22 protein-coding genes are annotated in these 25148 nt (G+C 42.8%); 16 read left to right on the top strand and 6 right to left on the bottom strand.

The genetic code is table 11. The features are described 5' to 3' along the window. Positions 1-679 precede the first annotated feature (679 nt). The 16 genes from QMG11_RS09115 (at position 680) to QMG11_RS09040 (ending at position 17259) form a co-directional block, all read left to right on the top strand. Entirely contained in the window at positions 680-1654 is a 975-nt protein-coding gene (locus QMG11_RS09115) for an aspartate-semialdehyde dehydrogenase (RefSeq protein WP_281835362.1), read from the top strand. Then, entirely contained in the window at positions 1651-2592 is a 942-nt protein-coding gene (locus QMG11_RS09110) for a homoserine dehydrogenase (protein ID WP_281835360.1), read from the top strand. Before QMG11_RS09115 ends, QMG11_RS09110 begins: the two co-directional genes overlap by 4 nt. Positions 2593-2622: 30 nt before the next feature. Continuing rightward, positions 2623-3828, top strand: coding sequence for an aspartate kinase (locus QMG11_RS09105; RefSeq protein WP_281835359.1), 1206 nt, complete (start codon positions 2623-2625; stop codon positions 3826-3828). A 16-nt stretch (positions 3829-3844) separates the two neighbouring features. Beyond that, complete coding sequence (locus QMG11_RS09100) at positions 3845-4774, top strand: homoserine kinase (RefSeq protein WP_281835357.1); 930 nt, start codon at positions 3845-3847, stop codon at positions 4772-4774. Positions 4775-4784: 10 nt separating this feature from the next. Then, positions 4785-6251 (top strand): threonine synthase, encoded by a 1467-nt coding sequence (gene thrC / locus QMG11_RS09095; protein WP_281835355.1) that lies wholly within the window; start codon positions 4785-4787, stop codon positions 6249-6251. Positions 6252-6398: 147 nt separating this feature from the next. Beyond that, complete coding sequence (locus tag QMG11_RS09090) at positions 6399-6701, top strand: thioredoxin family protein (RefSeq protein ID WP_281835352.1); 303 nt, start codon at positions 6399-6401, stop codon at positions 6699-6701. 296 nt (positions 6702-6997) lie between these two features. Next, positions 6998-8125 carry an RNA polymerase factor sigma-54 gene (locus tag QMG11_RS09085; RefSeq protein ID WP_281835350.1) on the top strand — a complete coding sequence of 376 codons (1128 nt, stop codon included), beginning with the start codon at positions 6998-7000 and terminating at the stop codon, positions 8123-8125. Continuing rightward, positions 8125-9459 (top strand): sigma-54 interaction domain-containing protein, encoded by a 1335-nt coding sequence (locus QMG11_RS09080; RefSeq protein WP_281835348.1) that lies wholly within the window; start codon positions 8125-8127, stop codon positions 9457-9459. Before QMG11_RS09085 ends, QMG11_RS09080 begins: the two co-directional genes overlap by 1 nt. Before the next feature lie 410 nt (positions 9460-9869). Then, on the top strand, positions 9870-10208 hold the full coding sequence (locus tag QMG11_RS09075; protein WP_281835346.1) for a UxaA family hydrolase: 339 nt from the start codon (positions 9870-9872) through the stop codon (positions 10206-10208). After that, complete coding sequence (locus QMG11_RS09070; RefSeq protein WP_281835345.1) at positions 10208-11383, top strand: UxaA family hydrolase; 1176 nt, start codon at positions 10208-10210, stop codon at positions 11381-11383. The genes QMG11_RS09075 and QMG11_RS09070 overlap by 1 nt, the downstream gene beginning before the upstream one ends. Positions 11384-11405: 22 nt before the next feature. After that, positions 11406-13181 (top strand): choline/carnitine O-acyltransferase, encoded by a 1776-nt coding sequence (locus tag QMG11_RS09065; RefSeq protein ID WP_281835344.1) that lies wholly within the window; start codon positions 11406-11408, stop codon positions 13179-13181. Between the two features lie 31 nt (positions 13182-13212). After that, positions 13213-14838, top strand: coding sequence for a BCCT family transporter (locus QMG11_RS09060; protein ID WP_281835342.1), 1626 nt, complete (start codon positions 13213-13215; stop codon positions 14836-14838). 446 nt (positions 14839-15284) lie between these two features. Continuing rightward, positions 15285-15503 carry a hypothetical protein gene (locus QMG11_RS09055; RefSeq protein WP_281835340.1) on the top strand — a complete coding sequence of 73 codons (219 nt, stop codon included), beginning with the start codon at positions 15285-15287 and terminating at the stop codon, positions 15501-15503. Between the two features lie 39 nt (positions 15504-15542). Beyond that, positions 15543-16781, top strand: coding sequence for an NAD(P)-dependent oxidoreductase (locus QMG11_RS09050; RefSeq protein ID WP_281835338.1), 1239 nt, complete (start codon positions 15543-15545; stop codon positions 16779-16781). 16 nt (positions 16782-16797) lie between these two features. Continuing rightward, on the top strand, positions 16798-17037 hold the full coding sequence (locus QMG11_RS09045; protein ID WP_281835335.1) for a hypothetical protein: 240 nt from the start codon (positions 16798-16800) through the stop codon (positions 17035-17037). A gap of 12 nt (positions 17038-17049) precedes the next feature. Continuing rightward, positions 17050-17259, top strand: coding sequence for a DUF6471 domain-containing protein (locus tag QMG11_RS09040; RefSeq protein WP_281835333.1), 210 nt, complete (start codon positions 17050-17052; stop codon positions 17257-17259). A 96-nt stretch (positions 17260-17355) separates the two neighbouring features. Here QMG11_RS09040 and QMG11_RS09035 read toward each other — a convergent pair whose 3' ends face one another. The 6 genes from QMG11_RS09035 to mglB form a co-directional block, all read right to left on the bottom strand. Next, on the bottom strand, positions 17356-18063 hold the full coding sequence (locus QMG11_RS09035; RefSeq protein ID WP_281835332.1) for a demethylmenaquinone methyltransferase: 708 nt from the start codon (positions 18061-18063) through the stop codon (positions 17356-17358). Continuing rightward, positions 18060-18971: a prenyltransferase gene (locus tag QMG11_RS09030; protein WP_281835331.1), complete on the bottom strand. Its 912-nt coding sequence runs from the start codon at positions 18969-18971 to the stop codon at positions 18060-18062. The genes QMG11_RS09035 and QMG11_RS09030 overlap by 4 nt, the downstream gene beginning before the upstream one ends. Before the next feature lie 234 nt (positions 18972-19205). Further along, entirely contained in the window at positions 19206-21170 is a 1965-nt protein-coding gene (locus tag QMG11_RS09025; protein ID WP_281835330.1) for a beta-galactosidase, read from the bottom strand. Between the two features lie 109 nt (positions 21171-21279). Then, positions 21280-22254 carry a galactose/methyl galactoside ABC transporter permease MglC gene (gene mglC / locus QMG11_RS09020; protein WP_373877223.1) on the bottom strand — a complete coding sequence of 325 codons (975 nt, stop codon included), beginning with the start codon at positions 22252-22254 and terminating at the stop codon, positions 21280-21282. A gap of 73 nt (positions 22255-22327) precedes the next feature. Next, positions 22328-23845: a galactose/methyl galactoside ABC transporter ATP-binding protein MglA gene (gene mglA / locus QMG11_RS09015; RefSeq protein WP_281835329.1), complete on the bottom strand. Its 1518-nt coding sequence runs from the start codon at positions 23843-23845 to the stop codon at positions 22328-22330. 62 nt (positions 23846-23907) lie between these two features. After that, the gene (gene mglB, locus QMG11_RS09010) at positions 23908-24927 is read right to left on the bottom strand and encodes a galactose/glucose ABC transporter substrate-binding protein MglB (RefSeq protein ID WP_281835324.1); all 1020 of its coding nucleotides are present in this window, start codon (positions 24925-24927) and stop codon (positions 23908-23910) included. Positions 24928-25148 lie beyond the last annotated feature (221 nt).

The raw sequence follows: 25148 nt of genomic DNA, 5'->3' as shown, positions 1-25148 counted from the left end.
TAGAAGTTGCAAAAGCTTTACATGAAGTAATTAGTGCTCCAATTTATTGTCAGGATGCAAGGTCACGGTGCTTTTTATTTCCAGAGAAGGAGCTAGGTGTGCGGTAATAAGAATCTATAGAGAAGGTGTATGTTATTTTTACAGAATATGAAACTTTATGCATCCCAGGGAAACTACGGATAGAAAGGGGTTAGGAGAGTGTAGCTGGAGTGAATATTAAAAAAATTCATAAAAAAATGTTTGACAGTGTAGAGCTGTTCTGTTACAATCCACAAAACTATTCCTCTGGGGAAGGGACCGATTATCTTCGGAAATGATTGTCCCAAGAGGGAAGGGTTGTAAATTAATTTAAATTGAGGGAGAAAAAAACTATGCTAAGACTTATATCCACCACAACCACCATAATTATGATCTAGGGTTTGTAATCAGAGTGACCACTGATTCAGACCCGTTTTGAGTAATTAAAAAGTGGGTGTGTCTAAGTGGGGTGGAAGTCCAGGGTGTAGTATAACTATGAGCCGCTTAGAACATTCAGTTCTAGGCGGTTTTTTTATTGTCAGAGGTAAAGTAGAGAATTTATAAAAAAATTATATAGGACAATAAGCTATCCAAATGATTATTAGGATGCAACGTCACGTTGCTTTTTATATATTAAATTAAATTACTAGGAGGGGATTAAATGGGTTATGTTGTTGCAGTAGTGGGAGCAACTGGAATGGTAGGAAGAAAGATGCTTGAGGTCCTTGAGGAGAGGGAGTTTCCAGTGGGGGAGATAAAGCTTCTGGCTTCAGCAAGGTCAGCAGGGGAAAGGATAGGTTTCAGAGGTGAGGAGAGGGTAGTAGAGGAGCTTGTTCCTGAGAGCTTTCACGGAGTGGATCTGGCACTGTTTTCAGCAGGAGGAGGGGTAAGCAAGAGGTTTGCCCCAGAGGCAGCAAGGAGGGGAGCAGTGGTAGTGGATAATTCAAGTGCATGGAGGATGGCCCCTGAGATTCCCCTTGTGGTACCAGAGGTAAATCCAGAGGCAGTGGGAGGGGCTGATATCATAGCAAACCCCAACTGCTCAACTACACAGTGTGTACTGCCCCTAAAGGTAGTGGACGAACTCTTCGGTCTTAAAAGGGTAGTCTACAGTACCTACCAGGCTGTGTCTGGATCGGGAAGGGGAGGAATTCAGGAACTGGAGGAGGGAGAGAGATACTATCCCCACCCAGTGAGGGGAAACTGTCTGCCCCACATAGATGAATTTCTAGAGGATGGTAGCACAAAGGAGGAGAGGAAGATGGTGGATGAGACAAGAAAGATCCTAAATCAACCAGAACTTCCTGTGACAGCAACATGTGTAAGGGTGCCTGTATTAAACTCCCATGGGGTGTCGATAAATATTGAAACCAGGGAAGAGGTGGATCTGGAAAAGCTCAGAGGTGCCCTGGAGGAATTTTCAGGGATAGTGGTAGAGGATGACCCAAAGAGCAATATCTATCCCCTTGCCAGGGAGGCAAGTGAGAGGGATGAGGTCTTTGTGGGAAGGCTGAGAAGGGATCTCAGTGTGGAAAATGGTCTTAATATGTGGGTGGTAGCTGATAATCTGAGAAAGGGTGCAGCGACCAATACAGTACAGATAGCAGAACTACTAATAGAGGGAGGAAGGTTATGAAACTAGGAGTTATAGGACTTGGAACAGTGGGTGAGGGGGTATTAAAGATCCTTGCTGCAGAGGGAAGCAGGCTGGAAGCTATGTTTGGTGAGAAAATTGAAGTTGTAAGGGTCTGTGATATAGAGGAGAAGAGTTTTTCCTTTGGAGAGTACAACTTTACAGATAACTACAGGAAGATCCTTGAGGACGGGGAGATCGATACTGTGGTGGAGCTTATCGGAGGAGTGGGAGTGGCCCTTGAGGTGGCAAGGGAGGTCCTTGGTTCGGGAAGAAACCTTGTATCAGCTAATAAACACCTTCTGGCCCTTCACGGGAAGGAGCTCTTTGAGCTGGCTGAAAAAAATAGGGTGAAGTTTTACTTTGAAGCTGCAGTGGGAGGAGGGATACCTGTACTTACTCCCCTTGCAGAGGGGCTCTTTCCAAACAGGTTTGAGAGGATAAGAGGAGTGCTCAACGGTACCTGCAACTATATGCTTTCAAAGATGGAGGAGGGGATGACCTATGGGGAAGCCCTAAGGGATGCCCAGGAGAGGGGATATGCTGAAGCTGATCCTACATTTGACGTGGCGGGGATAGATACGGGACATAAGATAAGTGTTCTGAGCTACCTGGCTTGGGGAGAGCTGGTGGACTTCTCCTCCATATCTATCACTGGGATAGACAAGCTTACAGTGGAGGACGTTGCAAGGGCAAGAAGTGAGGGGAAGAGGTATAAGCTTCTCGGGGAAGCCTTTAAAGAGGGAGAGGATCTTGTTGTAAGGGTGGCTCCCCAGCTGGTAGACACAGATGAGCTCCTGTATAGTGTTGGTGGAGTATACAATGCTGTGGAGGTAGAGGGATCCTACACTGGTAAAACAATATTCTATGGAGAGGGAGCAGGGATGGATGCCACAGCTTCAGCAGTGGTATCGGATATATACAAGGTTATAGCAGGGTAATCCAACAGGTGATCTACAGGGGGTAGAGCAATGGCGTTGATAGTACAAAAATATGGGGGAACAAGTGTAAAGGACAGCGACCGGCTGAGAGAGGTTGCTAAGTGGGTAGTGAAAAATAAGGCAGAGGGGAATCAGATGGTGGTAGTGGTCTCTGCCCCGGGAGGAATGACAGATTCCCTCATAAAGAGAGCAGAGGAGGTACATAAGACTCCATCTGGAAGGGAGCTGGACCGGCTCCTATCGGTGGGGGAACAGATATCTGCCTCCCTTCTGGCAATGGCTATTGGTGAGCTGGGATATAAGGCTGTGTCCCTAACAGGGCCTCAGCTTGAGATAAAAACTACAAATGAGTTTAACAATGCAAAGATACTGGGAATCTCCTCAGAAAAGATAGTGGAGAGGCTGGAAGCTGGTTATATAGTTATAGTCACTGGATTTCAGGGAATAGATGAGGATGGAAGCATCACTACCCTGGGAAGGGGAGGCTCAGATACTACAGCAGTAGCTGTGGGAGCAGCTATATCAGCTGATCAGGTGGAGATCTATACAGATGTAGACGGAGTATATACTGCAGATCCCAGGATAGTGGAGGATGCAAGGAAGCTATCATCCCTGTCCTTTATAGAGATGATAGAGATGGCAGGAAAGGGAGCAAAGGTACTCCATTGTAGGAGTGTGGAGCTGGCAGCAAAGTACGGGATCGATATTCATTTGAGGTCGGCATTTTCATGGGAGGAAGGAACTTGGATAAGGGGGAGTGAGAAGATGGAAAAAGCAGCGGTAAGAGGGATAACACATGTAAAGGGAGTGGCAAAGATTACAGTGGACCAGTTGGAATCCAACGGATCCCTTGGAGATGTAATGGATGTCATAGAGGCCAGGGGATCAGATATCCTTCTGATAAACCAGGGACTTACTAGAGAGGGACAGTTTGAGATCTCCCTTCTTCTAAAGGAGGAGGAGGCAGTAAGAGTTGCTGAGCTTCTCAGGGAGAGACTGGGAGGAGGAAACCTTAGTCTGAAACCGAGCCTTGGAATGGTATCGGCAGTAGGTATAGGGATCCGTTCAAACAGGCTTCAAGGAAGGGTAGCAAGGGTAGTAAATAATGAGGAGATGAGGGTGGAGATGATCTCATCCTCTGAGACAAGTCTTTCCTATGTGGTGGAAGGGGCCCAGGTGGACAGGCTAAAAAAACTTATGCACTATGAACTTATAGAGAAGAGCCTTTCTGCATAATGGGGGTGGAGAAGAAGTGGCTGTATATACAAAGTTGAGCAATGAGAGGATAGAGGAAATATTTATGGATTACTCCTTGAATAAGATAGAGAGGATAGTCGAGATCCCTGAGGGGATACTGAATACCAACTACCTGGTAGAGGGTGATAACAGGAAGTATATCTTCAGAATACTGGAGGGAGAGAGGGATTACAGGGAGGAGATCAAGGAACTGGAGCTCCTAAACTATATAAACTCCAAGGGGTTTCCCTGTCCGGTGGCAATAGATAATAGTAGGGGAGAAAACTATATCTTTGTGGAGGGAAAGATGGCCTCGGTCTTCACCTTTATAGAGGGGGAGAAGGTAGGAAGGATAGACGGAAACAGTGTAGGAGAGATTGGAAGAAAGCTGGGTATCATGCACAACCTTCTGAGAACCCGGGAGATAAGAAGAAGCAGGAAGATAGATATGGACTACTTCTACGACCTCCTCTCCAAGGTGGACCTTAAGAAGATCCTGGGAGAGGACTATGAGGTGATCATGAAGTTTTACAGGAGGGCTATAGCAGCAGATTACTCCAGCCTTCCCCAGGGGATCATCCACAACGATATCTTCCCAGACAATGTATTTATGAGGGAGGGAGAGATATCCGGGGTGATAGATTTCAATGACTGCCTCAGGGGTCCCCTTATTATGGATCTGGCAATTGTTATTAACTTCTGGATAAGGAACAGGGGATTTTCCAGGGAGGAGGAGGAGAGACTCACCCAGGAGCTTTTAAAGGCCTATGAGGAGGAGAGAAAGCTCCTTCCAGAGGAGAGGGCGCTTATGGATGAAGCTATAATAAGGGTAGCTCTTACATTTATATTTTTAAGGGTAAATAAATTTCACGTGGAAGACACCAGCAGTGTAAATATGGAGTTTAAGGATTATCGGGACCTCCTTCCTCTGCTGAGTTACTTTTAAGGAGGGAGTCATGAGGTATATAGGTACAAGGGGTGGATTAGAGAGAGGGTACTCTGCAGCAGAGGCCATAAGGGAGGGAATGGTTCCTGGAGGAGGTCTTTTTGTTCCAGAGAGCTTTCCAAGACTAAGTCTGAAGGATATAGAGGAGTTAAAGGAGCTAAGGTATGAGGAGATCTCCCTGAGAATACTGAAGAAGTATCTTTCCGACTACTCGGAGGATGAGATAAGGGAGTGTGTAGAGGGAGCCTATAACGATGGAAGTTTTTCCCATGAAGATAGGACACCTGTAGTGAGGTTGGAAGGGGATCTTTATGTGATGGAGCTGTGGCACGGACCTACAGCGGCATTTAAAGATATGGCCCTTCAGCTTATGCCACGACTGTTTGTGAAAGCCAGAGAGAAGACTGGGGCAGTTGAGAAGAACCTGATCCTTGTGGCTACCTCGGGGGATACAGGAAAGGCAGCTCTAGAGGGATTTAAGGATCTCTCTGGGATAGAAGTAGCGGTATTCTATCCAGAGGATGGGGTCAGCCAGGTACAAAAGCTTCAGATGACTACTACCCAGGGAGAAAATCTAAGTGTAGCAGCAGTGAAGGGGAACTTTGATGACTGTCAGGGAGGAGTAAAGGGGATCTTTTCAGATGATGAATTCAAGGATTCCCTGAAGGGAGTAGAGCTCTCTTCGGCAAACTCTATTAACTTAGGAAGACTTCTTCCCCAGATAATATACTATTTTAAAGCCTATGCTCAGCTCCTGAGAGACGGGGAGATAGAGCTGGGAGAGAGGGTGGACTTCTCCGTTCCCACAGGAAACTTCGGAAATATCCTGGCAGGATACTATGCAATGGAGATGGGCCTCCCTGTAGGGAAGCTCATATGCGCATCAAATAAAAACAACGTTCTTACAGATTTTTTCAAGGATGGAGTCTACGATAGGAGGAGAGAGTTTCATAAAACAATGAGCCCCTCTATGGATATCCTGGTATCCTCAAACTTAGAGAGGTTTCTCTACCACATCCTCAAGGATTCAGAGAGGGTAGGGCAAATCTATGATAGATTTGCCAGAGAGGGTATATTTAGTGTAAAGGAAGAGGTAGTGGAGAGGATAAGGGAAGTAATGGACTCTGGATATACAGGGGAGGAGGAGTGTTTAAAAATCATAGAGGAGGTTAAAAGAAGGTATAACTACTCTATAGATACCCACACTGCTGTGGCTATGAAGGTGGCCATGGAGAGGAGGGAGAGAAAGGTGGTTGTTCTTTCCACTGCAAGTATATATAAGTTTCCTTCAAGTGTAGTTAAAGGCCTTGGGGGAGAGGCAGGAGATGAGTTTCAGGAGATAGAGACACTGAGGAGGATTACCGGGCTTGAACTTCACAGGGCAGTGGAGGGAATAGAAAAACTTCCTGTTGTTCATGGGGAGTGTATAGATAGAGAGGGAATGAGGGAGTATATAGAGAAACTTGCAAAAAAGTAGAAGGTTTTTTTATTGCTTCTTAAGCTTTGAATAGAAGAGGTAATTGAAGGTATGAGAAAAGGTTTGAATATGGAGAAAAAAATCTATAGAATAGGGGCAGGGAAGAATAGCGATTAAGTTTCTTTAGAATTTAAGGAGGAAGCAACGATGGAGCTAAAGGAAGTAAAAAAGGGGAAGTTTTCCTTTGTGTATATATCCAGGGATGACTGTTCAGTTTGTCATGTACTCCTGCCCAAGTTAAAAAAACTATCTGAAAGATACCCCAAGGCTGATTTTATAGGGATAGACCTGGAGGTTGTTCCTCAGGCAGCAGGGGAGTTTTCAGTATTTTCCATACCTGCCCTCATAGTTTATTCAGAGGGAAAGGAGCTCTATAGGGGAGCCCGTTTCTTTAATATGGGTGAACTGGAGGGAAAACTGGACAGGTATTACAGTGCTATATTTGACTAAAAGTAAAAAAAAAGTGAAGTGAGAGCAGTTTCCCAGGGGAGCTGCTTTTTTTATTTATAGGAGGAAGGTAGAACCTTGTTCTTTTTTAGAATTTCACAGAAGTGAAGTAGGTATGACAGTGATCTTTACGATTTTTTATAAAAGTAAACGAAGTATATTTAAATTAAAAGCGTGATAAAAGTCGATTTTGTTCGTTATTTTGTGGGGTGTAAATAAAAAACCTTCTCTTATATCACTAAATTTAATATAATTTTATATAAGAATAAAATTTTGAAAATAATTATTAGGGGAATAACGTGAAATTAGAATTAAAGATATCCCAGAAGATAACGAAAAAAAAGATAGAATCTCTAAAGATACTGGAGCTGAATACATTTCATCTGAAAAACTACCTGAAGGTAAATTACGGGGTAGAGGAGAGGGAACTCTCCTACCTATCCAGGAAGGAGAGGAGTCTGGAGGAGTTTCTTTTAGAGCAGGTAGGTTTACTAAAGATTTCCAGGGAAAGGTATGAAATTTTGGAGGAGTTTATCTGGAACCTGGATGAGAAGGGGTACCTGAAGTTGTCATTAACAGACTTAGCCAAAAAGAAGAGAAGAAGCATATTATATATCAGGGAGTGCTATGAGACCTTTAAAGAACTGGATCCTAAAGGTATAGGGGGAAGGGATATGAGGGAGGTTCTCATACTTCAAAGTGAAAAAAAAAGTATCCTGAGAGGGATACTGGAGGATATGTATAGGGAACTTATGGATATAAACTTTCCCAAGATATCCAAGAGACTGGGAATCTCTATGGAGGAGATAAAGAATGAGATAGAACCCATGAGGTATTTTATCTCCTATCCCAGAAAAAACTTCGCATACTATGCTCCAGTTGAGATAAGGGAGGATGATATCTTCCTAGGAGAAGATCTGGAAGTGACCTTAAATAGCAGCTATGGATACAGGGTATCGGAGGAGGATGTTCAGGGAGGGAGTGTAAGGACAGCTGAAAAGATAAATACAGCCCTGGCTATGAGGGAGGCAACCCTTTTCAAGGTAGCAAAGTTTATAGTTGAACACCAGAGAAGTTTTTTAACAGGGGGAGAGATGAAGTCCCTTAAGCTGGAGGATGTAGCAGAGGCTTTGGGAGTATCCATATCAACTGTAAGCCGTACCATAAGGGATAAAAGGTTAAATCATCAGGGGACTAGGTACAACCTTAAGGACTTATTCACCAATCAGGTTGGTGAGACGACCAGCTATACTGTAAAGAGAGTAGTGCAGGAGATAGTTGATTCTGAGGACAAGAGTAATCCCCTTTCCGATGAGGAGATAAGACAGAAGATGATCGAGAAGGGAATGGAAATCTCCAGGAGAACTGTGGGAAAATACAGGAATCAAATGGAGATCCCCTCAATGAAGAGAAGGAGAAGGTATTAATGGTAGATTTAAACATTGACTTTGGTATATTTAAGAATTTAATGGATAACCTCTATGATGAAGTGGTTGTATGGGATGATAACTATACACTAGTTTATATCAACAAGGCTTCATACAGGCACTATGGGATGTCTCCAGAGGATATGATAGGGAAGAAGTTTCATGATCTTGTAAAAAAGGAGTTCTGGTCTCCCTCTGTACTGCCATTAGTTTACAAGGAGAAGAGGGTTCTCAGTGTTATACAAAAAACTTACTTGGGAGCTAAGCTGAAGACCACAGCTGTGCCTATCTTAGGAAGGGACGGGCAGCTGGAGTTTGTGGTAATGAATGCAAAGGACTGGACCGAAGGGGAAATGAATCTGGAGGAAACAGTTGAGTTAGAGGAGACGGACCTGAGCAGGGAGATTATCTATAGAAGCAAGGAGATGGAGGAGGTTCTGAGACTGGCTGACAGGCTGACTAATATAGACTCTCCAGTGTCCATCCAGGGAGAGAGCGGAAGCGGTAAGAGCTTACTGGCTAAATATATGCATGAAAACAGTCAGAGAAAGGGGAAGTTTATCTCTATAAACTGTGCCTCTATAAATGAGGGACTCTTGGAGTCGGAGCTCTTTGGATATGTAAAGGGGGCATTTACTGGCGCAGCAAGTGAGGGAAAGAAGGGGCTTATAGAAGCAGCCCATAGAGGGACCCTCTTTCTAGATGAGGTGGGAGAGTTGTCCCCAAAACTTCAGGCAAAGTTACTACACGTTATACAGGAGAGGGAGATCCTTCCTGTAGGGGGAGTGGATAAGAGAAAGGTTGATATCAAGATAATAACTGCCACCAACAGAGACCTGAAATCCCTGGTTAAGACACAGAAGTTCAGACAGGACCTCTACTACAGGCTAAATAACTTTGAACTAACCATACCTGCCCTGAGAAAGAGGAGGAAAGATATAATCCCCCTGGCTAACTTCTTCTTAAATGAATACAATAAGAAGTATTCCCTGGGAAGATACTTTACAGAGGAGGTGCTGGAGCTTCTACTGGAATATGAGTGGCCTGGAAATGTAAGGGAGTTAGCCTCTATTGTGGAGAGGCTGGTGATAACTTCAGATACAGAAACCCTATCTCCGAAGCTTCTTCCAACAGGCTTTTTTCTGATAAATGACAGCTCCCTTTCGGGAGTTATGGAGGAAGATTTTTCTCTGGAAAGTGAGGTAGAGAGGCACGAGAGGGATATAGTAAAAAAATATTACGAGTTATACCCTAGTTCCAGAAAGCTGGCCAAGCAGCTAAAGGTGAGTCAGTCCAAAGCTGTGAGGCTTATAAAGAAGTACTGTGAGTCATAAAAAACTCAGTGAGTCTTTTTTGGTTCGCCTGCTAATCAACTTATAAAACCTAGAACTGTAGATAAATTACTGAAAGAAAACGAGTCTAATTTGACTCGTTTTTCTTGTATAGTAACTCCCAATATGTTTTCGCTGTTCTCTATACCTATAAAATTAAGGTGTGGCACGGTTTTTGCTAATAATAGGGGTAAGAATAAAAAATTAGGAGGTGAGTTGAGAAATATAGGAACAGGGAGGAGGATTAGAAACAGGGTTAATTAGCAGGCGGAGGCAACAGAAGATGTTATATATTTGGATAAAAAAGTTAATCAGGAATGGATAAAGGTATTTCTGAAAATGAGATTAGAGAAGTGTAGTGGAATAAAATGAATCAGCCTCGAATTTTAGAGGAAGTACAGGGAGAACAAATTATGGTAAAAGCAATCAGGCTTAATGTAAGAGATCAAGTTGCTACTGTTTTAGGAGATGCAACTTCTGGAGAAGATATAAAAGTTTATTCACAGGATATGGAGAAATTAACTGAAGTTAAAGCTCTTCAGAAGATTCCCTTTGGAAATAAAGTAGCTCTGGAGGATATAGAAAAGGATATCACTCTATATAAGGGGGGATATCCAATCGGATATGTAGTTAAAAATATAAAAGCAGGGGACCTCGTCCATGTTCAGAATGTAAGAAGTTCTCATATAGATATTCCAGAGGGAATTATAGGTGAGATTATTAAGCAGATGGACATCAGGGAGGAGATCTAATGAAGTTTAAGGGGTATAGAAGAAAGGATGGGGGTATAGGAATTAGAAATCACATCTTGATTATAGCTGTAGATGAATGCTGTGAGGGGATAGCAAGAAAGATCTCCCATGAGGTAGAGGGGAGTATAGTTTTGACTAACCACTACACGTGTATGTATGCTGGAAATGAAGAGTTGGTAAACACTATGATAGGGAGTGCAATAAATCCAAATGTATCAGGAGCTTTAATAATATCCATGGGATGTGGAAGTATAGATAATGAAGTCCTTGCTGCACCGATAAGAGAAAGGGGCAGAGATGTAGAAAGTTTTGTTGTAAGGGATATGAAGGGAACTCAAAACAGTATTAATACTGGAATTTCTCTTGCTAAATCCTTAAGAAAAAAAGCCGATGCCTGTGAATTATCTGAAGGAAGGATAGAGGAGCTCATTATTGGAATAAAGTGTGGAGGATCGGATACAAGTTCGGGATTAGCTTCCAATCCAAGTGTTGGAAGAGCAGCGGATATCTTAGTGGAAGGAGGAGCTACAGCTGTAGCAGGGGAACTTATAGAGCTTATCACCTGTGAAGATATACTAAGAGAGAGAGCTGTCAATGATGAAGTTGGAGAGAAGATACTTAAACTGATAAAGGAAGAATCCGACAGGTGGCATATAGAGGGAACAGATGTAGAAACCATGAGTATAGGAAACTCAGTGGGAGGACTTACAACTCTGGAGGAAAAATCTCTGGGGGCGCTGTATAAGACTGGAACTGCCCCGATCCAGGGAGTCCTAACTATAGATAATAGTGGTATGGAAAAACCTAGGGATAGAGGATTCTATCTTTCTGAAGTTACTCACCTATGCGGTGGAGCCGGGATGCACTTTGCAGCTCTGGGAGCTCACTTGATTCTTTGGACAACAGGAAGTGCAGGATTCAATAATGCCATAGTACCGGTAATTAGAGTCAGTGGAAATGAAAGCTGCATAAATGAGGATATAGATGTAGATGCTACTGGAATAATGAGGGGCGAGGAGAGTGTTGACTCGGTAGCTCAGAAGATACTGGATAAAGTAGAAGGGGTTGCCAATGGAGAAGGGACAGTAATAGAGGGGATAGGATATTCCTACTGCACCCTCTATCAGAAAGATCAGAGGCTGGAAAAGCTTATGTTTAAAGGGTGTAGTAAATAAAAGAAAAAGGAGATCAGAAGAGATGAAAGACTTTATTAAATACAACGTACCAATTAGAAATATCGATAACCTACCTTCCTATCCTATTCCTGAATTGAAGGGGACCTTAGAGAGATACCTTGACTGGGTGGAACCCCTTGTAACAAAGGAGGAGCTAGAAGAGGCAAAAAGAAGTGTTGGAGAGTTTCTAGAAACAGAAGACTCTGTGAAGTTAGAGGAAAAAATAAAGGAGCTGGGAAGCAGGGAGGAGGACAGCTGGATCTATGACTACTGGGTTAAGTGTCACCTATTGGTAAGAGCTCCTCTTACACCTCATACCAATGTTCCTATAATATATGAAAATAAAACCCTTTTACAGTATGAGGTGATTGAGAGGATCGCAATATTGATGCACTCTGCTGCAGCAGTATATAAGAATTTTAAGGAAAATGGAGCTGGAGCATATACAATTAAGAATAAACTCTACTCAGCGGATGAGTTTCATGGATTACTGGCATCTATAAACCATATAAAAAAGGGAATGGATGAATACTATATCAACGATAATTGTTCAGAGTTTATTGTATTTTCCTATAGGAACCACCTCTATAATGTTCAGGTTATAAAGGAAGGAGAGCTGGTTTCAGTAGGTGAAATCTTGAAGAATCTAAAAGATATTACCTCCAGGGAGATAGAGCCCCTTGTACCAAATGCCAACTATGCAACAATCGGGGTAGAGAGGGATGACGCAGCAGAGGTACTGGAAAAAATCTTAGGAGATGAAGGGAACCAAAGGTCATATCAGCTGATCAAGGATGCCATCCTGGTAATGAACTACGATGATACAGAGGTTAAGGGAGTATATGAGGAGCTGGATAACGCTTCATATAACAGGGAGTTTGTGAACAGGTGGCATGGAAAGGGCTTTCAGTTCTCCTGTACAAAGAATGGAGTATTTTCATTTATTGCAGATCACAGCTTTGTTGACGGAGGAACAGAGGTGTACTTCATAGACAGAGTTAAGGAGTGTATTGAGAATAGCAGTTTTTCATTTGAGGGAGCAGCTGATGGTTGTGCAGTAGAGGAAATTAATTTTAACCTTACAGAGGAAATAAAAGAATCTCTTTTGGACCTAAAGGAAGAGTTTGATCGGTGTATGGACGGCTTTAAAGCTCAGTATGTGGATTTTGAAGGGCTTACCAGAGAAGTGCTCAGGGAGAAGGGGATACTTTCAGGAGACGGCTTTATTCATCTGGCATTTCAAGTGGCACAATATATGACATATGAACGGATTAATAATACCTATATATCGGTGGATGCCCGAAGGTTCTTTAGAGGAAGAACTGAGAGTAATAGGCCTGTATCTAGGGAAAGTGTGAATTTTGCCAGGGAGCTAGTAAAAAAGGAAAGATCAAAGGAAGAGCTCTATGAGCTTATGAAGGATGCACTGGATGAACACCACAGGCGTGTGAAGTTGTGTCAGGTAGGAGAGGGAGTAAATAGATATCTATATGTTCTGGAATCCCTGTATAAGGATTTTGGCAGGGAGATGGGAATTACTGAGAAACCTGAACTCTTTAAAACAAATGCCTTTAAGGCAATAGGGGATAACCACCTATCAACGACTTCATTTGGTCATCCGGACATGAAGTATCTCTACTTCCCTCCAGTTCAGGAGCACGGTTTCGGAATATACTACTTCGTAGGTGAAAAATCATTTATGATAATCACAGCCTATAATGAAGATTTAGAGGTTATGGAAAAGATGATAGAAAATCTAAAGTTAAGTATCAATATGATGTTGGAGTTAAAGAGTTAGGATAATAGAGGATTATTAGGAGGATTATTAAGTGGATGTAAAACAGGTTAAGATAGATAAGACGGTCTTTTTTGGAGCGATACTTGCTCTGCTGGCAGTAGCTCTACCTATTATTATGATGCCGGAAAAAAGCGGAGAGGTTCTTAATGCTATCAACAATGCAGTAATAACAAAATTTGGAAGTTTCTTTATTCTCTTTGGGTTATTTTGTCTGGTATTTTGTTTCTGGATTTCCTTCAGCAGGTATGGAAGGGTTGTATTGGGAGATGAGGGAGAAAAGCCTGAGTTTAGTAACTTCTCTTGGGCAGCGATGTTGTTTTGTGCTGGAGTTGGAGCTGGGGTTGTATACTGGGGTGTAATTGAATGGGTATATTACTATAAGGCTCCACCTCTTGGGATAGAAAAGGGTTCTTGGCAGGCTGCAGAGATGGCTGCAGCATACGGACTATTTCACTGGGGACCTATGGCATGGGCTATTTACTCAGTAACAAGTTGTGCTGTTGGATATATTATCTTCGTAAGGAAGGGAAATGTATTAAAATTAAGTGAAGCTTGCCGTGGATTATTAGGGAATAAAGTTGATGGGATCCTTGGAAAGTTAATCGATATCTCCTTTGTATTTGGTATTGTTGGAGGGGTTGCCACAAGCTTGGGGCTGGGATCGCCACTGGTAACTGCAGGCTTATCTAGAGTATTTGGAATTCAGGAAACTCCAGGGCTCCAAATAGGGATACTTCTTCTAGTGACACTTATCTTTGGAATCAGTGCATACTCTGGACTTAAGAAGGGAATAAAGGTCCTCAGCGACCTGAATGTGGTACTGGCTTTAGGGATTATTTCATTCGTTTTCCTTGTTGGAAACACTGCATTTATGATTGAGATGGGAACTACTTCAGTTGGACTTATGGCTACTAATTTTTTAAGGATGAGTACATGGCTTGATCCTGCAGGGAAATCGATGTTTCCTCAGTATTGGACAGTTTTTTACTGGGCATGGTGGGCAGCCTATGCACCGTTTTTAGGAATGTTCATTGCCCGTATCTCCAAGGGAAGAACAATTAAACAAATGGTAATGGGGTCACTCCTTTATGGTTCATCTGGATGCTTTCTTTTCTTTGCCATCTTAGGTAACTATGGACTGGATCTTCAACTTTCTGGAAGGATGGATGTAGTAGCTGTACTGGATAAATTAGGAGGACCACAGACTATTATATCCATATTAGAGACCCTACCTATGGGGAAATTAGTGATATTTTTAGTGGTAGTTCTTAGTGTTACATTTATGGCTACATCCTATGACTCAGCTTCATATATACTGGCGGCTAACTCTCAAACTAAAGTAGCTGACGGAGGAGAGCCTATTAGATGGCTAAGATTAGTATGGGCCTTTAGTTTAGCTCTTATCCCAGTTGGATTCATCCTATTGGGAAGTCCACTGAAAACGCTACAGACCGCTTCTTTGGTATTTGGTATTCCTGTTTGTATTGTTGTAGTAATGGCTGGTTTTTCCTTTATAAAGATGGTAAAGGCAGATATAAGAGAGGGGAAGTTAGATCAGAAATCAGTATTGAGGGAATTTTCAGATGTACTTGAAGAGGTAAATGCATCGGATAAGTTAGAGGAAAAGGAATTAAGTGTAGAGATGTCTCAGTCGTAGATAAGGTTAATTGAGTTACAGAAAAATTGATAGTTTAGTGGAGGGCTTCCTTAAGGGAAGTCCTCTTTTTATATATGGTTGCAGTAAATCATTACTTAAAAAGGGGCCTATGAAGATATCTAGTGTATAGGGTTTTTACGTGGTTTGTACAAACTAAAAAGCAGCTGAAATAAACCAGCTGCTTTCAGTAAAAAGAGATCTCTGTGCATAAGGTAGTTTCTCATAAACTCCATGAAATTTGAATTTCTTTTTTATTTTTTAAAACAAGTTTTTTATCATATGTGGGATGACCTTATCGGATATGACAAGATATTACCAAATCCGACAAGAAACACTATGTCGAATGTATCTAAACAGAACACAAAAGGTTGACTTTTTCTGGAATGTGTATTATAATAGTCAGGTTGTTGAGAGGTCTTGTTGAAAGTTTATTTATGGAGGAAGAGATGAAAAGATTAATAATACTTTTAATTATATTAATGGGAACACTATCCTACACCAGAGATTTTGAGTTCAACGAGAAGAGAGATGTAAAGGTAGGAATGGATGAAGAGATAGAAAGAGTCGGAAGATATGCCCTGAATATATGGGATTTGGAGGAGGAGAACTATTCAGATTTCCAAAGGGAATTGGAGACTCAATATAGAGGCCATGAAGGCAGATAGAGTGAGCACAAGATAAGGATAAGGTTTTAGGAGGAACAGATGGAGAGAAATATGATAAATGAATCAAATAAATGTTTAACCTGTAAAAATAATGCAAGGTGTAGTCAGGGATGTCCAGTATCTACGGCGATCCCCCAGGTAGTGGAGCTATATCGTCAGGGAAAGTTAGATGAGGCCGGGAGAGTTCTTTTTGAGAACAATCCCCTTTCCCTCATATGTTCCATGGTATGTCCCCATGAAAATAACTGTGTGGGAAACTGTATCCTTGGGATAAAGGGAGAGCCAATAGATTTTCCAGCTATAGAGAGGGAGATATCTTTAAAGTATCTGAAGGAGGGAGCCTTTGAACAGGAGAAGAACCAAGATGGGAGAGTGGCAATAATAGGGTCTGGTCCCTCTGGAATAACTCTGGCTTTTATCCTTGCAAGAAGAGGGTATAGGGTTACCATATTTGAAAAACACTCTAAGCTAGGTGGAGTACTGAGATACGGAATTCCTGAATTCAGGCTACCAAAAGAGATACTGGATACCATGGAGGGAAGACTCTTGGACCTTGGAGTAAAGATAAGGTATAATGACCTTATAGGGCCAGTAAACAATGTGGAAAAGATCTTAGAGGACGGATACAATGCTGTCTTCATAGGAACGGGAGTATGGAATCCAAAGCCTATGGGCGTGAAGGGAGAGACCTTAGGCCATGTACACTATGCAATAAACTACCTTAAATCCCCTGAGTCATTCAGGCTAGGAAGAAGAGTAGCGGTAATAGGTGCTGGAAATGTAGCTATGGATGCAGCTAGAACAGCGAAGAGAAAGGGAGCTGAGGATGTATTTATCCTCTACAGAAGAGGTTTGGAGGATATGAAGGCCACTAAAGTTGAGATAAGGGAAGCTAGGGAGGACGGTGTAAAGTTTGCACTAAATACAGCTCCAGTAGAGGTAGTGGACAGAGGAATTGTTGTAAGTGAGACGATGACCGTTGTGGATGATGGCGGAAAAGAAAAGCTCATAGTAGTTGACGGATCGGAATCCCTCTTTCACTGTGATTCAGTGGTTGTAGCTGTAAGCCAGAGCCCTGCAGACAACATAGTTTCAAATACAGAGGAGAATATAGAGGTAGACAGTTGGGGCCTTGTTTTAACTGATGATGCAGGGCATACTACAAGGAGAGGGGTTTTTGCCTCAGGAGATGTGGTAACAGGAGCCAGAACTGTAGTGGAAGCTGTGGCCAACACAAAAAAGGTAGCAGCAGCTATTGAAGAATATCTTAGATCTTAAAAGAGGAGGAGTGAAGATGTTTGATTATAAGATTAAATTAAAGGGAAAGGACCTGGAAAAATCAGATGAGGAAACTCTGGTATGCTTCCTGAAGATGCTTGATTTTTCAGCTGAATACCTTCATGGTACCTATGAGGCTGACAGGATAAGATTTTGTCCCGAGGAGAGGATTATCTATGTAGACGATGACCTTAAGCACAGTAGGGAGACAGATGAACTGTCGAGATCTTATGGATTTGAAGTAAAGAATCAATAGGGAGGGGTAACTTTGAAGGATTTTCTACAGGAACTAAAGGGATTGAAGGCTAAGGAAGGGTTGACATATGATGAGTTAGCTTCTCTTTTAAAGGATAAGTACGAGTGTAATCTAACTGCCCACAGCTTAGCAAATAAGTTTAGCAGGGGAACTCTTACTGGAAAAGAGGTTGCTAAGATCCTGGCAGCTATGGGATATGAAGTTAAGATCGAAAAGAAGTAGAAGTTTTAAATAGATTCTTAAAAAAGAAGCAGGAGCTTGATTCCTGCTTCTTTTTTTATTTGAAGATAACTCTTGCTTTCCAAGCAAATAGACAAGTTAACCACCCTTTATACCTGAATGGAGGGTACAGCTTCCAAAAAGAAAGGTCCTGAGCTTTACCTCTATAAATCCACTCTCCTCTATGAGTTTTGTGAGCTCCTCCTTGGATAAAAAGTCTGTCACAGATTCATTGAGCCAGGAGTACTCCCTATATGATTTAACTAGGAACTTCCCTAAAAGAGGGACTATATATCTACAGTAGGAGGAGAGGATTCCATGCAGAAGCCTGGAATCTGGATAGGAAGCCTCCATGCAGAAGAAGTGTCCTCTAGGCTTTAAAACACGACGAATCTCCTCAAGAACTCTCCCATAGTCTGAGGTATTTCTGAGGCCAAAGGAAATGGTTATAGTGTCGAAGGTGTTGTCCCGGAAGGGAAGGTTTAAAGCGTCTCCCAGAACAAACTCTATATTTTTAAGATTAGCTTCCTGGGCTTTTTCCTCAGCTATCTGAAGCATGGAACTGCTGAAATCCAGGGCTGTTACCCTTGAATTTCTTAGGGAGGCTCCTATGCCCATTGCAATATCTCCTGTACCGCAGCAAATATCCAGGATATTCCTGCTCTCCCTTGGAATACTCTCAATGAGTTTTTTCTTCCAAAGTCTGTGGACCCCCAGGGTAATAAGGTCATTCATAGGGTCGTAGCAGGAAGAGATCTTCTGAAAGATATCATATACCTTCCTCTCCTTTTCTTTTTCTTCTATCATATAAGCCACCCCCTCCATAAGATCTCCCCTAGAAGGATCAGGATATAGAGGGTAAAGAAAATGATCCCTGAAAGAACGGAATTCTTCATAATAGAAGACCTGGTTTCAAGGGAGATGTTTTCCACTCTGATAACAGTCAGCTTCCTCCATATAGTGGGAATAGACAGAAGCAGAAGAAATATAGAGGTAGGGAGGAGACCTCCAAGGGCAGCTGAAAAAACCAGAAGATACATAAGTACATAGGAAAGCTTAAGAAGAAGTATGGATCGACCTCTTCCCAAGAGTATGGGAAGGGTAACCCTAGTACCCCTGTCTTTTTCTATATCGCATAGGCCATTTGTAAGGAGGATAGACCCTATATAAATCATGATGGGGATGGAGATAAGGACAATATCCATGTCCAGAACCTCCCTTTGAATGCGATAGGCAAGCCAGGTAATGAGGCCTCCCATGGTGAATCCAGAGAAAAATTCCCCTAAAAAGGTTTTTGAGATGGGCAGGGGTCCCGCTGAGTAGAGGAGTGCCACAAGAAAGCCGACTGACCCTATGACAGCCACGATAGCTCCTCTTTGAAGGAGTAGGTAGGCTGCAGGAATAGAGGTCAGGATAAGGGTAGTAAGCATGAGTTTTTTTATTTCAGGCAGGGGAACTCCATCTGAAACAAGGATAGATCCCTCCCGGTCATAGATAGTTTCCGAGGTATCCACTCCCTCAATAAAGTCAAAGTAGTCGTTGGTAATATTGGCAAAGCACTGAACTCCCACTGCTGAAAGGAGAATTGCCAGGAAGAGGTCTATTTGCAGGGATGCTCCCCTGTATAGAGAGTAGATAGTTCCCATAAGTACTGGAATAATAGATGCAGACCATGTATTTGGAGCAAGGATTGCAATTACTTGTTTTTTAGTCATAGGTTCCTCCCTGAAGAGTAGTTTATTCTGTATCTAGAAATAATATATGCAGGGATGGGAAAAAACCTTTTTATCATTTAAATGACAATAAGGATAAGACTCATTTCAAGATAATTAAACCTTCTACCACAAGATAGAGTCAAAGATGAAAAAGCTCTCCAAATTACTCTGGAGAGCTCAACAATAAATATATTTAAGTTAAGGTTATCAATACCTTCTCTTTACCATGCTTTTTTAGAGGGAGAGGTCTGTGCTATTTACTATCCTTCCCTCATAGGGCTTTAAGGTTACCCCTTTTAATTTTTTTTCTTCTTCTGTATGGTTCATAAGAAAGTAGAAGGTTCCCTCTTCAGTTGTTCTCGGATAGATTTCTACTCCCTCTACTCCCTCTATAAATTGGATCTCCTGCTCCCTGAGTATCCTCTCTGCAATAAGAGTCAGAGTTTCTTCATCTACTCCTCCCCCGACATAGTAAACTTTTCCCTTTCCATGGGAGTTTTCAGTTATGCAGGCCATCTCTCCAAAGAAGTTATCTCTATAGGTGAAGAGAGGGGTTCCTGTTGTAGGTTGAACTATATCCCTCCATACGGAGCACTCTCCTCTTCTTCCAGAATAAACTCCACTTCCCTCTATCTTCACTTCCTGTCCCCTTTGAAGAGCCTCTATCTCCACAACTTCGATCCCTGCCATCTCTCTGACCCTGCAAGGAATTGTCTCTCCGAAGTTTATGTTGTTGTCCCTGTTCTTGATCCCAGCTCTGAAGGAGAAGAGAACCGTCCCTCCCCCTCTAACAAAGGTATCCAGTCTCCTCTGAAGCTCCTCATCTATGATCTGCATAACAGGCACCACAACTACCCTGTATTTTGAAAGGTCTCCCCTGCTACTCATCACATCTATATTGATATTGTGGTTGTAGAATGGGGTATACATCCTTACAAATTCCCTGGTAAAGTCGAACTCCATACTCTGAGGCTGGTAGTGCCACGACCAGATATTGTCAAAGTCGTAGAGGAGAGCCACCTGAGACTCTATGGAGGACTTGACTATCTCCACCCTCCCATGCATCTCTCCTATAAAGGACTGGACCTCCCTGTACTTTCTTCCGTCTTTGTTGTCGTGTTCGATTATTCCGAAGCAGAACTGCTCAGCTCCCTTTGTCATCCCTCTCCATCTGAACCAGAGCATATTCTCGCATCCGTGGGCAAAGGCCTGATAAGCCCACATCTTGGCCTGGTTGGGTCTTGGAAGGTATCCTATAACTGTGTGCCCCTGGGCTCCCATGAGCTGCTCCACAATCCAGTAGTTTTTCCCTTTGAGTCCCCTTATATAGTCGTGGGTCATGGCTATGTGGGCAGGTGTAAGGGGTTCCTTGAGGCCTCCCCATACGGGATAGTTGTCGTAGGAGACAAAATCCAGTTCCTCAGTGTGCTCCACCTGATCGAAGCACTTGTCGAAGAATCCTCCGTAGAGGTTGTGGGTAACCTCCTGGTGTTCTCCTCTTAGTTCCTTTACCAGCTTCACCTGGAAATCACCATACTTGTTAATGGACTCCGATCTGAACCTGGCCCAGTCCAGCTGCAGGGTAGGATTGTGGGTTGTTATGGTCTTCACCGGGATGGGGATTTCGGTAAAGTCGTTGTAGGTCTGCCCCCAGAAGATCGTTCCATACCTTTTATTCAGCTCATCTATATCCTTATATCTTTTCTCTAAGAACTCCTGGAACTTATCGTGGCACTGGCTGCAGAAGCAGAAGTCACTCCCCTCATGGCCAAACTCATTGTCGATCTGCCAGGCTATAATAGCCTCCTCCTTCCTGTAGTTTTCCACCAGCTTTCTGACTATCCTCTCAGTATACTCATAGTAGATAGAAGAGTTAAAGCAGTACTGACGCCTTCCTCCGAAAACCCTCTTAATCCCGTTTTCATCCTCTGAGAGGATGGAGGGGTGTTTCTTGGCAAGCCATGCTGGGAAGGTAGCTGTTGGGGTCCCAAACATCACCTTGATCTCAGCTTTTTTCAGCTTCTCTATTACCTCGTCAAAGAAGGTGAAATCAAACTTTCCTTCCTCCCTCTCCATGAGATGCCAGGCAAACTCTCCCATCCTGACTATATTTACCCCCATCTCCTTCATTCTTCTTATGTCTTCATCTATCATGGATACATCCCAGTGCTCGGGATAGTAATCTACACCAAAGTACATCCTTCCTCCTTCTGATTCATCTGTAACATCTTTATATTTCTAAGCCTTTATTCTTCCCTTTCCCTTTATTAGAAAAGAGGGAAAAGAAAAAGGTGATTAAAAATCACCTTTATTTTTTCTTCAGATACTTAAGGGTATCCAGAGCAACAGCAATTATAATGATGAGCCCCTTAATTATAAACTGCCAGTATGGGCTTACCCCTATATATGTCAGACCGTAGTTGATTACCGTAAAGATGATTACCCCTGTAACAACTCCCGGAACGGATCCCACTCCTCCGCTGAAGGAAACTCCTCCCACTACGCAGGCAGCAATGGCATCCAGCTCATACATATTTCCAAGGTTGTTTGTGGCACTACCTATACGTCCTGCTTCCAAGAACCCTGCAAAGGCATAGAACATCCCAGAAAGAGCATATACCTTCATGAGATTTTTAGTTACATTTACTCCCGATACAGTTGCAGCTTCAGGATTTCCCCCTATGGCAAAGATATTCTTTCCAAACCTTGTCTTATTCCAGAGGATCCACATAAATCCTGTGGCGATCACTGCATAGACTATAAGGTAGGGAAGCTCAAAGTTCCCCAGGTTCAAGGATCCCTGGGCAAAGGATGAATACCTCTTGTCAAAGCCTGCTATGGGGGATGCTCCCACAAAGTCGTAGTAGAGGGAGTTTGCCCCGTAGATTATTATCATAGTTCCCAGAGTTGCAATAAATGGTGTTACATGAAGTTTGGCTATAACTATTCCGTTTATTATCCCCACGAGAGCCCCTATACCTAAAACTGCAAGTATTACAATGGGGATAGGAACCTCTCCTAGGTTTGGAAATACCTTATTCACATTTGTTGTAGCCTGAAGCAGGGTAGCTGAAACTACTGCTGTAAGCCCTACCTGTCTTCCAGCTGAAAGGTCGGTTCCCTGGGTCACGATGAGTCCCGCCACTCCCAGAGCTATTATTATCCTTACCGATGACTGGGTAAGGATGTTCTTAAAGTTTCTGATGCTCAGGAAGGTAGGCTCCTTTGCCACTATCACTGCCAGGAGTAGTATCAAAACAAGGTAGATCCCCCTGTCCATCATCCATCTCTTTATATCCTTTGCGTTCAACTTTTTCTTCTTATTTTCTATCGAAATTTCCACCGTTACTCCTCCTCTACAGATACTTTGCCGTCAGTTTCAGGATCTCCTCCTGGCTTGTTTCCTTGGTGTTGACAATCCCTGCTACCCTTCCGTTACTCATTACAAGGATCCTGTCGGTAACTCCAAGGAGCTCCGGCATCTCTGAAGATATCATTATTATTCCCTTATCCCTCTTAGCCAGCTCTATCATCAGCTGGTATATCTCAAATTTGGCTCCCACATCTATTCCCCTTGTAGGTTCATCCAGCATGAGAATCTCAGGCTCAGTAAGAAGCCAACGGCCGATTATTACCTTCTGCTGATTTCCCCCTGAAAGGGAACCTATATTGGTTTTCTGATGTGGGGTCTTTACCCTCATACTGTCGATTACCCAGTTGGTATCATCCTTCATCTTCCTTTCATTGAGTAGACCAAACTTACTGGTATACCTGTCGATATTTGCAATCACCGAGTTAAAGTTTATATCCAGCATGCTGTATATCCCTGTGGCACGCCTCTCCTCAGTTACCAGGGCAAATCCGTGTCTGATCGCCTCATGGGTATCCTGATTTTCTATCTTCCTTCCGTGGAGAAGGATCTCTCCCTTTTCCTTATGTCTCATACCAAAGAGGGTCTCCACTATATCGGTTCTCTTGGCTCCCACCAGTCCCGCTACTCCCAGGATCTCTCCCTTGTGGAGCTTAAAGGACACATCCTGGATAGAGGGCTGATACTTAGCTGTGAGCTCTTTTACTTCCAGAATAACCTCCTCTGGTTTATTGTCCTTCTCCGGGAAACGGTGGGTGAGGTCCCGTCCTACCATCATATTTATAATCTGATCTGTAGTAAGGCCGGCTACCTTCTCTGTGGCTATCCACTGGCCATCCCTCAGGATAGTTATGTCGTCTGATATCTCGGAGATCTCCTCCATCTTGTGGGAGATATAGATTATCCCGCATCCCCTCTCCCTCAGCTTATCTATAATCTTAAAGAGGTGGTTTACCTCCTTCTCTGTAAGGGAGGAGGTAGGCTCATCCATAACTATTATCTTGGAGTTGTAGGAAACAGCCTTGGCTATCTCCACCATCTGCATCTGAGATACAGAGAGGGTTTTAACCTTGGTTCTGGGATCGATATCTATATCCAGCTCCTCAAATATCCTCTTTGTATCCTCATACATCTTGTTCTCATCTACAAAGAGTCCTTTTTTAGGGTACCTTCCCAGCCAGATATTATCCATAACACTGGTCTGAAGTACCTGATTCAGCTCCTGGTGAACCATGGATACCCCGTTATCCAGGGCTTCCTTGGAGGACTTGAAATCTATGGGTTTTCCCTCGAAGTATATCTCCCCTGAGTTTTTACTGTAGATACCAAAGAGGCACTTCATAAGGGTGGATTTTCCAGCCCCGTTTTCCCCCATAAGGGCGTGTACGCTGTGGGGTCTTATCTTTAAGGTGACTCCGTCCAGAGCCTTGACTCCAGGGAACTCCTTGGATATATCTATCATTTCAAGGAGGTATTCTCCGTGATTTTCTAAACTTCTCTCCATATAAAATACTCCTTCTCTAAATGTAAGAGAGAGTGCTGGGCACCCTCTCTAAAGAACTCTTTTTATTTAAAATCTTCCAGGTTATCCTTGTCCACACCTACATACGGTACACGAACAGCCTTTCCTTGAAGCTCCCAAGCAGTTCCTTCTGTAGCAGCCTTCCCCTCAGCAAGGTTTAGAGCCAGATCAAAGGTAGCCTGTCCCTGGTTTGGTGCATCATTTAGTACAGTCCCTGCCATCTCTCCATTTTCCACCATCACGAGAGCCTCTGAAAGAGCATCTACACCAAATACAGGAAGGTCCGATCTGTTGTTGGCTTTAAGAGCCTCCACAGCACCCATTGCCATTCCGTCGTTGTTACAGATAACCATCTCAATCTTATCTGCATTAGGTCCAGAAAGCCATGCTTCCACCTTGTCCTTGGCCTGGGCTGTATCCCACATAGCTGTATCCATGTGAAGTTCCTCTGTAGTGATACCGTGCTCCTCATTTAGAGTTTTGATAACGTAAGTTGTTCTGGCTTCGGCATCTGGATGTCCAGGCTCTCCCTTTAGGAGCACATACTGTATCTTTCCGTCTCCGTTTAGGTCCCACTCTGGGTTAGCTGCCCAGTGTTTTGCAATAAGGTCTCCTTGAATAATTCCAGATTCCTTTGATTCAGTACCTACATAGTAAGCCAGGTCATAGCTGTCCATAGCCTCCTTGAATGGCTCCTTATTGTAAAATACCACTGGTATATTTTCCTTCTTAACTTTATCGATAATAGTCTGAGCTGCTGCAGGGTCAACTAGGTTAATTGCCAGAGCATCAACTCCCTTTGAAAGCATAACGTCGATCTGATCGTTTTGCTTGGACTGGTCGTTCTGCGAATCATTCATGAGGATCTTTACACTGTCTCCAGCAGTGTTTCCAGCTCCCTCAATAGCCTGTCTAACAAGAGCCATAAAGTTGTCATCATACTTATAGATTGTAAATCCTATTGTTTTAAAATCTGTTTTTGTATCGGCTGGTTTTTCTCCTCCACAACCTGTGAGTCCCGCCATAAGTGTTAACGATGCAAGAAATAATCCTAATTTTTTCATCTCTTCCCCTCCTGTTATTTTAATGCCCCTTTTCTGATATAAGATTACTATCAGAAATAGTGTCTGTCAATCGATCGATACGTTTATTTTTAGGTTCTTTTTTCACAAAAAATGAGCTATTTAAACTTTCCTTTATATTATGGGGTTTGATGGAGACAACTTTATTAACTTAGTTAAAAAACTACAATGATTTTTTAATGATTCCCCTTGGAGTTTCCTTA

It is taken from the genome of Propionigenium maris DSM 9537, assembly GCF_027925155.1.
Lineage (GTDB): Bacteria > Fusobacteriota > Fusobacteriia > Fusobacteriales > Fusobacteriaceae > Propionigenium > Propionigenium maris.
The sequence above is the reverse complement of the archived record's forward strand: the minus strand, read 5'-3'. Positions and strand labels throughout refer to the sequence as shown.